At 40.3% G+C, this 14538-nt stretch carries 11 protein-coding genes; 10 read left to right on the top strand and 1 reads right to left on the bottom strand.

Annotated elements, in window-relative coordinates; translation table 11 throughout:
* Positions 1-42: 42 nt before the first annotated feature.
* Together dctP and JOD18_RS11350 are read left to right on the top strand one after the other, a co-directional pair.
* On the top strand, positions 43-1107 hold the full coding sequence (gene dctP, locus JOD18_RS11355) for a TRAP transporter substrate-binding protein DctP (protein ID WP_239588075.1): 1065 nt from the start codon (positions 43-45) through the stop codon (positions 1105-1107).
* Positions 1108-1384: 277 nt separating this feature from the next.
* Positions 1385-1903, top strand: coding sequence for a GNAT family N-acetyltransferase (locus JOD18_RS11350; RefSeq protein WP_204669149.1), 519 nt, complete (start codon positions 1385-1387; stop codon positions 1901-1903).
* Positions 1904-2078: 175 nt separating this feature from the next.
* On the opposite strand, the gene JOD18_RS11345 is transcribed toward JOD18_RS11350, so the two are convergent.
* Positions 2079-3128: an AI-2E family transporter gene (locus JOD18_RS11345; RefSeq protein WP_239588074.1), complete on the bottom strand. Its 1050-nt coding sequence runs from the start codon at positions 3126-3128 to the stop codon at positions 2079-2081.
* A 135-nt stretch (positions 3129-3263) separates the two neighbouring features.
* On the opposite strand from JOD18_RS11345, the gene JOD18_RS11340 reads away from it, so the two are divergent.
* The 8 genes from JOD18_RS11340 (at position 3264) to JOD18_RS11305 (ending at position 14483) form a co-directional block, all read left to right on the top strand.
* A complete protein-coding gene (locus tag JOD18_RS11340) occupies positions 3264-4979 on the top strand; it encodes a phospho-sugar mutase (RefSeq protein WP_204669147.1) in 1716 nt (571 codons plus the stop codon).
* Positions 4980-5393: 414 nt separating this feature from the next.
* Entirely contained in the window at positions 5394-6704 is a 1311-nt protein-coding gene (locus JOD18_RS11335; RefSeq protein WP_204669146.1) for a cache domain-containing protein, read from the top strand.
* Complete coding sequence (locus JOD18_RS11330; protein WP_204669145.1) at positions 6665-7636, top strand: helix-turn-helix domain-containing protein; 972 nt, start codon at positions 6665-6667, stop codon at positions 7634-7636. The genes JOD18_RS11335 and JOD18_RS11330 overlap by 40 nt, the downstream gene beginning before the upstream one ends.
* Positions 7637-8365: 729 nt before the next feature.
* Positions 8366-9979, top strand: a complete 1614-nt coding sequence (locus tag JOD18_RS11325; protein WP_204669144.1) for an extracellular solute-binding protein — start codon at positions 8366-8368, stop codon at positions 9977-9979.
* A gap of 71 nt (positions 9980-10050) precedes the next feature.
* Positions 10051-11466 carry a sulfatase family protein gene (locus tag JOD18_RS11320; protein WP_204669143.1) on the top strand — a complete coding sequence of 472 codons (1416 nt, stop codon included), beginning with the start codon at positions 10051-10053 and terminating at the stop codon, positions 11464-11466.
* Between the two features lie 19 nt (positions 11467-11485).
* On the top strand, positions 11486-12793 hold the full coding sequence (locus JOD18_RS11315; protein ID WP_338029531.1) for a sulfatase-like hydrolase/transferase: 1308 nt from the start codon (positions 11486-11488) through the stop codon (positions 12791-12793).
* A 365-nt stretch (positions 12794-13158) separates the two neighbouring features.
* Complete coding sequence (locus tag JOD18_RS11310) at positions 13159-13974, top strand: TerC family protein (RefSeq protein ID WP_204669141.1); 816 nt, start codon at positions 13159-13161, stop codon at positions 13972-13974.
* A gap of 47 nt (positions 13975-14021) precedes the next feature.
* A complete protein-coding gene (locus tag JOD18_RS11305) occupies positions 14022-14483 on the top strand; it encodes an OsmC family protein (protein WP_204669140.1) in 462 nt (153 codons plus the stop codon).
* The last annotated feature ends 55 nt before the right edge of the window (positions 14484-14538 follow it).

Here is a 14538-nt window from a genome sequence, read left to right as displayed (position 1 = left end):
AAATAGGGGGGATTTATTATTATTAGTAAAAAGTTTGGTTGGATGTTTGTTGCTGTAATGGTATTGACATTGATTCTAGCTGCCTGTGGTGGAGACAACGGCGGTAATGCAGAATCAGATAATGGTGGAGATTCTGGAGACGGCAGTTTCCCAGAAGAATCATGGCAATTTATAACAGAAGAGGTTCAAGGAGAAGTACAGTATGAGTATGCCGCAGAATTTGCTGACCGTATAAGTGAGAAAACAGATGGTGCAATCACTATTGAGCCGCTTGAATTTGGTGCGCTAGGCAGTGAGGTAGACCAGTCACAATTGTTACAGCAAGGTGGTGTGGAATTGGCAGTTATGTCTCCTGGTTTTACAGGCGGACAGGTATCAGATGGGCAAATTTTCTCACTGCACTATTTCTTCCCTTCAGATCAAGAGCTGGTACAACAGGTATTAACAGAAAGTGAAGCACTGAATCAGGATATGCGTGCCAAATATGAAGAGCATAATATTACACCACTTTCTTTCTGGACAGAAGGTGCGATGGCATGGACGAGTAATATTGGTATTGAGTCCCCTTCTGACTGGAATGGACTAAATATGAGGGTGCAGGAATCACCGTTAATGCGTGAGTCATATGCAGCATATGGTGCTACTGTGCAATCGATGAGTCAAGGTGAACTCTATACGGCATTAGACCGCGGAACCGTTGATGCACAGGAGAACCCACTATTTTATATTGAGTCTGCAAGCTTTAACGAAGTACAAGATACGATTACTATTTCAAATCATAACAACTATGTAGCAATGACAACTGTTAATACAAGTTGGTATAATGATCTTGATGACAATGTAAAAGCAGTACTGGATGAAACGGTAGAAGAGATGCAAGATTGGGTATTTGACGAACAGCTGACACAGAATCAAGCGGCACTGGAAGCAATGGAAAATGATGACCGCAACCCAATTGAGGTTATTGAGTTAACAGATGACCAAATTGCAGAATTTACAGAGGTTGCAGAACCGGTACACCAATATTATCGCGAGGAAGTATCAGGTATTGACCCGGAAATCTTTGATAAGCTCCAGCAAGAAATTGCCGATATTGCCGGAGAATAAATGTAGTAACACCCACTTTTCAGATATCTCAAAGTGGGTGTTACTGCGTATTACGCTGCTAATTATTTTTGTGGTTCTAAATACAGCTGCAATTGGTAATTATCTTGCGTATGCAGAGAATGTTGCTGAACCTCAGCTTAAAAACTATCATAGCACTAGATGATACGAACATTGCCAGCTTTGACAACAGCTGAATTCGTTTTCATTGACTAATTACTATTCTATTAATATACTAAAATGAAGGAAGTATCACATTTTTTTTGGAGGAGATGATGCAGTGAAGACGACGATTAGGAAATGTACGTTAGATGATTTGCAATTGCTTCAACAAATCGGAACGGAAACGTACAATGAAACGTATAGCCATTTAAATACACCAGAAAATATGAATGAATATTTAGAACAAGCCTTCAACATAGAGCAGCTTACGAAAGAATTATCTAATCCATCTTCTACGTTCATATTCCAATATGTGGATGATGTCTTAGCCGGTTATTTGAAACTAAACGAAGGCGATGCACAGACATACAATGTAGGTGATGGCGCAATGGAAGTGGAGCGGATTTATGTCAGAAGTCTTTTCCATGGACGCGGCTTAGGAAAGGGCTTATTAGAAACCGGAATTGAACTAGCGAAAGAGCGTGACAAAAACGAGATCTGGCTGGGTATATGGCGCAAGAACAAGAATGCGATTGATTTTCACAAAAAAATGGGATTTGAAGCAAGGGGCACATATTCTATTTACATTGGGGATGAAGAGCAAACTAATTATGTAATGGTGAAAGAATTAAAATAACGCTTCTTTCAAACAGAAATAAATGAAACGAGGCTGGAGAATAAATGTTCATCGGATATAAGTCCAATGATTCCTTTTATCCTGCTGCTTCGACTACTCCTTTTTTAGTAAATAAGGTAACTTAGGCTTTCGCCAACTGGTGGCGAAAAGCCATAGTAGCCTTACCTTCTACATTCTATAATAAATCCGGATCCTCTTCCGGGTGTTTTATTTTCCATTCATGATAAAAATGCGCAATCATTGTTTTGACAACAGCATAGGCAGGAATAACAAAGAGTACACCGAGAAAACCAATTACTGCCCCTGCGGCCAAAATCAACGTGATAATCGTTAATGGGTGCATAGATAATTTTTTACCCATTATATTTGGGGAGATGACACTGCTCTCAATTTGCTGTGCAATAACCATAACCAGTGTTGCCCAAATGGCCATGATCGGTTCTTGAAAGAAACCAACAACAACAGCGGGTACCGCTGATAAAAAAGGGCCGATAAACGGGATGAAATTCATCACCAAACCGAACAATGCCAAGGAAAGGGAGTAATCCAAGCCAATAAGTACGTAACCAAGATAGAGCATGGCACCTACACAGACACTTACGATAAATTGACCTTGAATAAAGGAAGCCAATGTGGCATTTACACTTGCGGTCAGCTTGTTGAAGCTTTTCGCACGATGAGAGTTCATAAATTGAGTAATAAAAGGTACAAACTTATGCCCGTCTTTTAACATAAAGAACAAGAAGAATGGAATCAAGAAGAAGGAAAAAATAAAACTAAACACAGTTCCAAGCGTGCTTATAATGCTTGTCGCAATACTTTCTGCATAAGAACCTAAGTTGTTGGTGATGTTTTCAATAGTATCCTCGAACTGTTCTGGAATAATATTTTGATTATCCTGCCATAATCCTTGGGCATTATCAACCATTTTTGGAATATTGTCAATCATATTGGAGAACTGTACTTGGACGGTTGGTGCAATGAATATGAAGCTAATCGTGATCGCTCCAATAATAATAAGGAAGACGATGACTGTGCCACCTATTCGTGTGATCTTCTTTTTCTCAAGCCAGTTTACGACGGGATTGGTTATGTAATAAATAATCCCGGCCCCGATAATAGGAACGGCAATGGCAGTAACATAGTCTACAATCGGTTCGAAGATAAATTTAGTTAAGTACATCAAATAAATTAACGCAAAGATTAAAATAAGAGAAAATATCATCCTATTCCACTTGTTTTGAAACACCTTATCACAGCCTTTCTGATAGTATATGCACATTGTAACATAGAGTATGTTTCCTAGGGTGGCAAGAGTATGCTACTATTAACAGTGAAATAAGTTGAAGGAGGATACAGCATGAATTGGCAAGATAATTGGAGGAGATGGAACACATTTGCTGATTTAGAGCCAGCATTACAACAAGAACTTGCGCAAATGGCAGATAAGGAAGCAACCTTGGAAGATGCGTTTTACACAAATTTATCGTTTGGAACGGCAGGAATGCGCGGGGTATTAGGTCCGGGGACCAATCGGATGAATATCTATACTGTTCGCAAGGCTGTGGAGGGATTGGCTAACCATATCAAGAAAAAAGGAGAAAAAGCTCAAAAGGCTGGAGTGGTTATTGCCTATGATTCTCGTTATATGTCCCAAGAATTTGCGATCGAGGCAGCACGCGTGCTTGGTGTACATCAGATTAAAACCTATATTTTCGAATCATTACGTCCTACACCATTACTATCATTCGCTGTTCGTTATTTACATACTGCGGCAGGTATTATGATTACAGCAAGTCATAATCCGCCTGAATATAATGGTTTTAAGGTTTATAATGCAGATGGAGGCCAAATGCTATCAGAGGAGGCTGCTGCTCTTGTCCATGAGGTCAGTCTAGTCAAAGATGAGTTGGCCATACCTGTGCTAAGCCAGCAGCAGGCAGAACAAGCAAGATTATTAGAATGGATTGGTCAGGAAGTAGATCAAGCGTATCTAAAGGAAGTAACCACTATTAGAAAGCAAGTACAAGACAACCAGCTTCAAGTTGTCTTTACACCACTTCATGGGACAGCACATGATTTAGTGCTGGCAGGATTAACACAGCTGGGGATAGATCAGGTCCATGTGGTAAAGGAACAAGCAGAGCCTGACCCGGATTTCTCAACAGTTGTATCGCCAAATCCAGAGGAGCATCAAGCATTTGAGCTGGCGATAGAACAAGGTACAGCTATTGGTGCCGATATTCTGATTGGAACAGATCCAGATGCTGACCGTCTGGGAGTAGCGGTAAGACAAGCTGATGGTTCGTTTTCTATCTTATCAGGTAACCAGTTAGGTGCTTTGCTCTTGGATTATACGTTGTCTCAAATCAGTGAAGATCAGCGAAAAGATGGTGTATTTATCAAAACAATCGTAACAACAGAATTGGGCAGAGCCATTGCCGATTATTATCGAGTAGAAACAATGAATACACTTACAGGTTTTAAGTATATCGGAGAAAAAATCAAACAATTTGAGACTGAGAAACGACATTTTCTATTAGGTTATGAAGAGAGCTATGGTTATTTAATTGGTGATTTTGTTCGTGACAAGGACGCCGTTCAGATTGCTGTAGCAGTCTGTGAAATGGCGAATTTCTGGAAAAGAAAAGGAGAAACACTGTTAACTGTACTGGAAAAGTTATATCAACGCCATGGGTTTTATATGGAGCGGTTAGATTCACTGACATTGAAAGGAAAAGAAGGCGCAGCGCAGATTACTAAGATTCTGGAAGATATTCGTGAGCATCCTTTTCAACAGTTAGGCGGATTGGCTGTTTTGGCAATAGAAGATTTTCAAAGCGGTAAGCGTCAGTTAATTGCTGCTGGTGAAGAGGAGCACATCGATTTACCAACAGCAAATGTAGTTAAATTTCTGCTGGAGCAGGATACTTGGGTATGTTTCCGGCCGTCGGGAACAGAGCCGAAGATGAAGAGTTATTTTGGCGTGAAAACAGACAGCCGGGAAGCGAGCAATCAGCTGTTAGAACAAATTCAAGCAGAAGTGACTGCAAGGATAGAGGCCATTATCAAGTAGTCATTATTCTGTGCATATCAGGGCAAAGCTCATCTATGGGGAGCTTTGTCCTTTTTAATAAGATCAGAAAGGATATAATTTTTCATGAGTTCATTCATATTCAAGAATAGCCATGTCCAGCTCCAAGCGCCAAACTTTATAGATTTCACGTTACGACCTACCATAAGTGAACATTGGCTTCTTCTGTTGTTGTGTTTCCTTTATCTCCGTTGTGACGCTCCAATCTCTACGTTTTTAAAAGGGCGCTTTGCGCTTTTCGTTATACGTTCTCAAATAACTTTTGACCAACATGGATAAAAGCATGGTAAACTAGAAATATTCAGCAGCTGATAAGCACGCTTATTATAGGTATAACCGCTGTGGTCCTCGCAGTGGTTGGTTTTCTGGGTGAAATAGAAAGAAAGGAAGAGTCATATGATTTTGGGTAAACTGTTTCGATCACGTCTCGTGTATCGCTATATTATTTCTTACATCTTTGTATTCTTAATTCCTTTCATTTGTCTAAGCCTGTTTATCTACTATCAATCAGCTTCAAGTCTCCAGAAAGAAATTGAGCAGTCCAATGTTAATAAACTGGAACAAGTAGAAACAATCACAAATGAACGAATTAATGAACTGGAAAAGATGGCCTCAAGCATTGCTTATACGCCAGGATTGTCTCCATATATGGTTAAGCATGGTTACTATGGAGGCGAGGCAACAAAAGAACTTCGGACATTTAAAGAGAATAGTTCGATTATTGGTGAGGTATTTGTTTATTATTATGATCAGGATCCATTTCTATATTCTTCAAATGGTCCATATACGTTCCAAAGCTTGTTACAACACAGCTATCAATTTGAGACACTGACAGCAGAAATGTTAAAAAAGTCCCTGCATGAGAAGATACCTAATGTCTTATTACCCGATAAAGTTACTTTTAGAAATGGGACACAAGAGCAGGTAATGGCATTTATTTATCCCATTGCCCCTGGAAATCCGAACCCTTATGGGGCGGTTATGTTTTTTGTGCAGGAATCTTTGCTCACCAATCTGATTGAAAATATTTTAAATGATTTTCAAGGAAGTACATACATCTTAGACGAAAATCAGCAGCCGATTGTATCCGCTGTCAATGGAGACGGGTTAGCTTGGGAGCATTTAGCACAAGATGTATTACAGCAAAAAGGTGTCCATACACTCCAATTAGACAACAAAGAATATTCCATATCATCTGTTACCTCAGAAGTCAGCGGCTGGACCTTTGTGACCATTATGGATACCGATCAATTTACCGATCGAGTTATACAGCAGGAAACGTTATGGGGTGTATTGTGTATGATCTTGCTGATTATTGGTGTGACGGTTGCCGTGCTGATGGCTCAGAATCAATACCGGCCAATTGAACGGTTAGCAAAACTTACCAAAAATAATCAGCCTGCTGCTAACTGGAGTGACAGGAATGAAATCGAGACGATTCATCAAACGATAGCCGACATGATGGAAGACCGTCAACAGTTATCAGAGACGATTGATTTACAAGAGCCTTATGCCAAAGGCCAACTGTTACATAATATGTTGAAAGGGAATTTTTCTAATGAAGATACCATTGATGAATTGTTAGCGGCACTGCATATGTCGATGCACCAAGGGCCTCATTTTGTGATGATTATAGAATGGATGTCAGATGTACCTGATCGAGATCCATGGATGTCTTCCCTTTTGGATTCTTTATTACCAATGTGACGATAAACGAAGTAGAATTACTAGAACCGGATATGTTTGCTCTTATTATCAGTTTGGAAGAAGAGGGGGACAGACAGCAGCAGCGCAGAGATATAGCTGTTCATGTTAAGCATAAATTGATGGAAGAACTGGCTATGCCGCTAAAAGTAATGGCCATCGGTAATTATTGTGAGGAAAAAAGGTATATTAATCGATCCTTTATTGAGGCACTTACAGCCTTAGAGTATAAAATGACCGTATCGCCAGGCAGTCTTCTTTATTTTGAAGAGTTGGGTTCTGTACATCAAGGAGCATCTGGTTATCCCCAAGAAGATCAGCTGAAGCTAGCTCAAAGTATCAAAGAAGGCGACGCTATTGTGGCGATGGAAACATTAGATACTATTTTGGATAATCTCTTGCAGTTAGACCTGTCTGTACAAGCGTTGCGATATATTTGTTTTGATATTATTAATAGTGTAATAAAAACAGCCATGGAATTAGGTGTTACCAATAACATGGATATTTTCCGAGAAATAGGTGAATTTGACTCGATAGGATCGCTCAAAAACTCACTCCAGCCTATTATTTTAAAAATGTGCCATCGAGTTGAGGAAAAAAAGGAGAGTCGCAGCGAGCATTTACGCAAAGAAATTTTGGCTTTTATCCATCAGCATTATAAGGAGTTTGATCTAAGTTTAGAACGTTTGGCAGATCATTTTCATTTGTCAGTACCGTACCTTAGTAAATTTATTAAAGAACAGACAAGGGAAACCTTCACACAATATGTCTTGAACTTACGAATGAAGGAGGCGAAGAAACTGTTAAGAGATACAAATCAGCCAATTAAAGCGATGGTCGAACAAATTGGCTATAAAGATGTTGCGAATTTCACCAGAAGGTTTAAACAAATAGAGCAAACAACTCCTGGTCAATATCGAAAATTAACAAAGTAAAGAGGTTGTTCAAAAAGTACAATAAAAATGATGCATCGAATGTCTGCGTTGGCGGTAGAGGAACTTCTACTAAGAACGTCCACATCATGTGGACAACGCAGAAGTCAACACGTCCTGTGCAAGTCCGTTACTCACGTATGAAAAGCATACGCTTCGTTCCTTGGAAAAGAAGGTCGCTTTTCTGGCGTGTAAGATCGTCTGCTCAAAGTACGCCGCCTTGAACTTTCAATGTACAGGATGTGCTAGTATCGGTGTTGCAACACGATGTTGCGAACTTAACCGATGATGGTCCTTTTTATCTAACTTATTGAACACGCACGTAAATGGACATCTGTCTGTTATGGAATTGGTACTAATTGTTCATAACCCCTCATCTCAAGAGATATGAAAATCGAATACTAAAAACGAGATGGGGAAACGGCAGATTTGAAATATAGCGGAAGGAGCATGGTGCTATTTGTAAGTGAGTGAAGTTGAACAAACAATAAATGGAAAACGTACTGCTGCAGGCAGGTTGTTTATAATACAGCTGTTCTATAAAAATCTACATATCTTGATTAAATATCACATAGCTGATCACAAGAAAAGAATAAGGAATACAGTAGATTGTTTAAGGAAACAAGCTCCCTATATTAAATTTTACATATTGCTTACAAGCAAACTTATTCCTAAAATGAGGATTAAGTGAAAAGCGCTTTCATTTAGAATGTTCATAAGGGAGAGGTTGAGATGAAGAGAAAGATCAGCACAAGTGTGTGGATCATTTTAATAGGAATCATTTTTTTAACTGCTTGTAATGCGGATAGTGATAATCAAGAATCAGCCGGTTCAGCTGATGAATCAGATATAGCGATTAATGAAACAGGTTTTCCAATTGTAGATGAACCATTAGATATGACGATGATGGGACCAGGTACAGGTTTGGCAGAATGGGCTGACATGGCTGTGCTGCAGGAATATCAGGAAATGACTAATATTCATTTTACATTTGACACACCGCCTTTAAGTGATTTTCAAACAAAATTGAATTTGGCATTTGCCAGTGGTGATGTGAAGGATGTGATCTATGGTGCTGGTTCTGATAACCTGACACCTGGAATGGAAGTCGATTATGGCGAGCAGGGTATATTGCTTCCTTTAGAGGATTTAATTGAGGAGCATGCACCAAATATTCAGAAACTGTTTGAAGAGGATCCTGATGTGAAGAAATCTGTGACAACTCTTGATGGCCATATTTATTCTTTGCCCCGGGTTTCCAGAGGACCAACTGCAGCATGGGCACTGGGACCAATGTGGTACAATGGAGAGTGGTTAGATGCCTTAGGTGTGAAAGAATTGCCAAAAACGACAGATGAATTTTATGAATTATTAAAGCGTTTTAAAGAGGAAGATCCGAATGGCAATGGAGAAGCCGATGAAATTCCATTAATAGATACCCAAGAACGTCATACACGTCTATGGTTAATGGGAGCCTTTGGATTGAAGGAATGGGGAATTGAAGAAGTAGACGGCACTGTAAGATATACTCCAATTACCGAAAATTACCGTGAATATCTTGCTTATATGCATAAGTTATATGATGAGGGATTATTAGATCCAGAAACTTTTGCACAAACGAATGAGCAAAAAACTGCCAAAGGTCAAAATAATCAAGTCGGTGTATTTCAAGCTTGGTTCTCTTTCTTTACAACTGGTCAATCCGAAGCAGAGGCCATGAATAACCCGATGTTCCAACCGCTGGTAAGTGATTTAACGGATGAACCAGTTATTCCACGTAACACGACAATAGGCAGAGGGACCTTCTCTATTACGAAGGACAATCCTAACCCAGAGGCTGCCATTCGTTGGATAGATTATTTTTACTCGCAGGAAGGATTTGATTTTCTAGCACAGGGACCAGAGGGCTATCTCTGGGAATGGGATAATGAGGAAGAAGGTACCAAGACATGGTTCGAGGCACCAGAAGGATACGAAACAACGGAGGACTATCGTGGTACATTGACACCAAACTATGGTATTTCTGCTCCCGGCCTAGTTGTTCCAATAACAGGAAAAGAGGATTCAGATTTTGACAAATTTATTAAAGCAGAAACAGCAGAAAAAGTAGAACCATATGCAGAAGTGCCTTTTCCTTTAGTCTATTTATCTAACGAGGAACAAGCAGAGATTAATTCCATTGAAGTGGACTTACAATCCTATGTAGAACAAATGGAAGCAAAATTTATTACGGGAGTGGAACCATTATCAAAATGGGATGCTTATGTAGAAACGATTGAGAATATGAATATTGGGAAATATGTAGAGGTTCATCAAGCAGCTTACGATCGTTGGGCGGCCAATTAGTTAGTAAACACAAAGGAACAGGCAAGGCGATTGCCCTGTTCCTGGTGTATATATAATAGGGGGAATACATAATGTCAACGAAACAACCAAACATACTTTTTATTTTAACAGATCAACAGCGTATTGATACACTGAAGGCCTATGGCGGAATCGTTTGCCAAACGCCTCATATCGATCAGTTGACAGAAGAAAGTGTCGTTTTTGATAATGCTTATGCTAGCTGTCCGGTCTGTACACCGGCAAGGGCTTCGATACAGACAGGCCTGTTTCCGCATAACCATGAAATGCGAAATAATACATCGGAACCTGGCTGTAAGTATGATGCCTTGCCAAACAAAGACACACTACTTAGTAACCGACTGAAGGAGCAACAGTACAACATTGGTTATACCGGTAAATGGCATCTGGGGTGGGGACCTACGGAAGTGGGCTATCAAGGAGATGATTTCCCAGGCCATGGTGCTGGCGGACATGGGTATGAGCAATATCATCAATATTTAAAGGATAATAATTTGGAAGTCACGTATGCCAACAAGATCAGTGGTCATTACAAGGGACATTACGCAGCAGAAGTAACTTCTCCAGTAGAGACAACTGTGGAGTACTTTTTGACAGAACAGGCGATTCAATATATCGATACATTTCGTCAAGCGGACAATCCGTTCTATTTCCAGTTGAACTTCTGGGGACCTCATGAACCATATGTGGCGACCACCAAACATTTAGATTTGTATCGGGATTTAAAACTAGAGCCATGGGAGAATTTCGTTGATCCATCTACTAATAAACCTGCCATTCATGATGTCAAACGTGCGGAACATCAAGACTGGGAGACCTTCGAACCTTATATAAAACATTACTTTGCAAGTACCAGCTTGATTGATGAGCAAATCGGACGATTATTTGATTATTTAAAAGAGCATGACTTATATGATAATACCATTATTATTTTCTCAGCAGATCATGGAGAATCTTTAGGCATTCATGGCGGTTTGTGTGACAAGAACTTCTTCATGTATGAGGAAACCTGTCATATACCATTGATTGTTAAACCACAAAGCCAACTAGCTAATTCTAGACGTGAATCAAATTTCGTCGGAACTTGTGATATCTATGCCAGTTTGTTACATTGGGCTGGAATACCGGAACAGGAAATTACAGGAGATGGCCGCTCATTTGTACCGCTTGTCAATCAGCAGCCAGTGCAGGACTGGCCGGAATATGCCGTAACAGAAGGTAACGGCTTGGCAGGTATTCTCTATACACAACGGATGATTCGTCATGGCCAATTTAAATATATCTTTAACTGCGGGGATACGGATGAATTATATGATTTGGCCCAAGATCCGTATGAATTAAGCAATGAAGTAGACAATCCAGACTATCAGCAGACATTGGCAGAATTGCGTGTATTATTGGCGGAATGGATGGAAAAGCATAAAGATAATGCATTAGAGCAATATCAAGATTTACGCATAAATGCATAACAATAGCATATAAAAGGGAGTGGATGATTTGCCGAAACCAAATTTTATTATTTTTTATTGTGATGATCTTGGTTATGGTGACTTAGGTTGCTATGGTTCTGATGAGATAAAGACACCGAACATTGATCAATTGGCTTCAGATGGAGTAAGGTTTACCAATTGGTATTCTAACTCTCCAGTTTGTTCTCCATCTAGAGCTGCCTTGCTGACTGGAAAATATCCGATGCGGACAGAGGTTGACCAAATCTTAAGCGGACAAAGGGGAGCGGCTGGGTTATCCAGTGATCATCAGAGTTTACCATCCATTGCGAAAGAGAATGGTTATCGGACAGCTATGTTCGGGAAATGGCATTTAGGGACAACACCAGAAACAAGGCCAAATGCACATGGTCTTGATGAATTCTTTGGCTTTCATGCAGGCTGTATTGATTATTTCTCGCATATCTTTTATTGGGAAGGCCTTCCAGTCCACGATTTATGGGAAAATGAAGAAGAAGTCTGGAATAATGGCAAATATATGACCGAATTAATTACGGAAAAAGCGGTCCAATTTATTCAAAAGCAAGGTCAAGATGACGACCAGCCATTTTTCTTATATGTGCCGTATAATGCACCTCATTATCCTATGCATGCGCCAGCGAAATATATGGAGCGTTTTAGCCATCTGCCTTGGGATCGCCAGGTGATGGCAGCCATGATCTCGGCAGTAGATGATGGAGTAGGCGAGATTATCAATGCCTTAAAACGTACGGAACAATACCAAGACACCGTGATTTTCTTCTCCAGTGATAATGGGCCATCTGTGGAGGTCAGAAACTGGCTGGATGGTACGGCTGATAAGTATTATGGAGGAGATGCGGGGATTTTTACCGGGCATAAGGGAAGTCTTTTTGAAGGAGGAATCCGTGAGCCAGCTATTTTGAGTTATCCTGCGAAGATTCCTGCCGGACAAGTTTCCGATCAAGTCGGAGTGATGATGGATATCTTGCCAACCTTTATCGAATTGGCTGATATGACGCCTGCGAATCAGCAAATAGATGGTGAGAGTGTGGTCGAGCTGGTGACAAACCCTCAAGCGGAGAGCCCCCATGAACAAGTTTTTTGGGAGTATAATGATCAGCTAGCCGTCAGGCAAGGGAAATGGAAACTTGTTTTAAATGGAAAGCTCGACTTTGAAGAGGTAGCGGAAGACACGATCTTTTTAAGTGATTTGGAACAGGATCCGGGTGAGCGAATCAATTTGGCAGCCCAGCAGCCAGAGCTAGCGGAACAAATGAAGAGCGATGCCCTGGCGTGGTATGACCAAATAACAGCTGATAGAGAATAAAAAAAGTAAATCTTGCCAAACTAAGGATGACCACAAGAAGACTGGGTCATCCTTTCTTCTTTGAAAACAGAAAAGCGGCAATTATTTTTTTAAAGTTTGAAAAAAGTTATAAATAGCTAGTCCTACGGTATTTTACAGCTGGAATATTAATAAATGGTGGTTAGAGGAAAGCCCTTTTTGAAAATTTTTGTTGACAACTGGCACAAAAGGGACTATATTTAGAACATAAATAAAGGGGAGTAGCTGTACAATAAATGTCGTCATTTCGAGAGACATCTCCGGCATTATTGGCAACTCGACGTTGTTAGCGAGACCTTTACCACTGTTGATGGTAAAGGTCTCGTTTTTTGTGATCTTTACCAGTGATGGTGGAGATCATTTTTTTTTCTCAAAAAAGGAGATGGGACAAAGTGGAGTTACTCTTAGAGTATGGTTGGGTATTACTTGTTTTAATTGGTTTAGAGGGGATTTTGGCTGCTGACAATGCGCTCGTATTGGCGATTATGGTAAAGCATTTGCCGGAAGAGAAGCGGAAGAGGGCATTGTTCTATGGACTGGCCGGGGCATTTGTCTTACGATTTGCTTCCTTGTTTGTGATTTCCTTCTTGGTCGATGTTTGGCAAGTGCAGGCAATTGGAGCTGCGTACTTGTTGTTTATTTCGATCAAACACTTGTATGATACCTTTAGTAAAAAGAAACAGAAAGATGCTGCTAAAAAGGCGGAAGAGAAGCAAGGAAGCGGCTTCTGGATGACCGTTCTTAAAGTAGAACTAGCAGACTTAGCCTTTGCGGTGGATTCGATTCTAGCAGCCGTTGCCTTAGCAGTAGCACTTCCGGCAACAGGAATTGGGACAATTGGAAGTTTGGACACGGGACAATTTCTCGTCGTTTTAGCTGGAGGAATGATTGGATTGATTATTATGCGATTTGCAGCCAATGTATTTGTGAATTTGCTGCATGATCGTCCAGGTTTGGAAGTAGCGGCCTTTGTTATTGTTGGTTGGGTAGGGGTCAAATTAGTTATGAGTGTGTTAGGACATGAAGATCTGCAAATCATTTCTCATGGATTTGTTCATTCCTTACCTTGGAAACTTACTTTCTATATCGTGCTGGTAGGTATCGCTGTAGCAGGCTGGTTCCTGTCAGGAAAAACAAAAAAGAAACAAGAGAATCCAGTTTAATTTGATTGGTGCGGCCGTTATAATTAGAAACAGAAAGGATGATAATAATGGCATTGCATCAATTCACATTAGAGGCCGATTGGCCCGGCGGCAGAAATGAAGTTGGCACGATCACAGCAAGTAATCTGCAAACAGCAATTTCTATCCCTCCTGAAATGGATGGACCTGGTATTGGGACAAATCCTGATGAAATGTTACTGGGAGCTGCGGCAACCTGTTACTTAATTTCGGCTGCTGCTATGATAGAAAGAGCAGATCTGCCATTACAGCATATTTCCTTACGTTCGATTGGCGAAGTGGATGTAACAAAAGGTGTCTTCACCTATAAGCGTATTATTCATCAACCAGTCGTTATTTTGAAACAAGAGGCAACCACTAGACAATTACGACAATTAGAGAAAATTATCAATCAAGCAGAGGCTTCATGTATGATTTCAAGGGCGTTAAGGGGAAACGTAAACATTGAGTTAGAAGCTAACCTTTCTATTGCCAGGGAAGAGGACGCCTAAAAAGCTTCTGACTTAGTACCGTAAAAAAACATGTATGAAATGTAGGGAAAAGGGT

Source organism: Gracilibacillus alcaliphilus (assembly GCF_016909015.1).
Taxonomy (GTDB): Bacteria; Bacillota; Bacilli; order Bacillales; family Amphibacillaceae; genus Gracilibacillus; species Gracilibacillus alcaliphilus.
The sequence above is the reverse complement of the archived record's forward strand: the minus strand, read 5'-3'. Positions and strand labels throughout refer to the sequence as shown.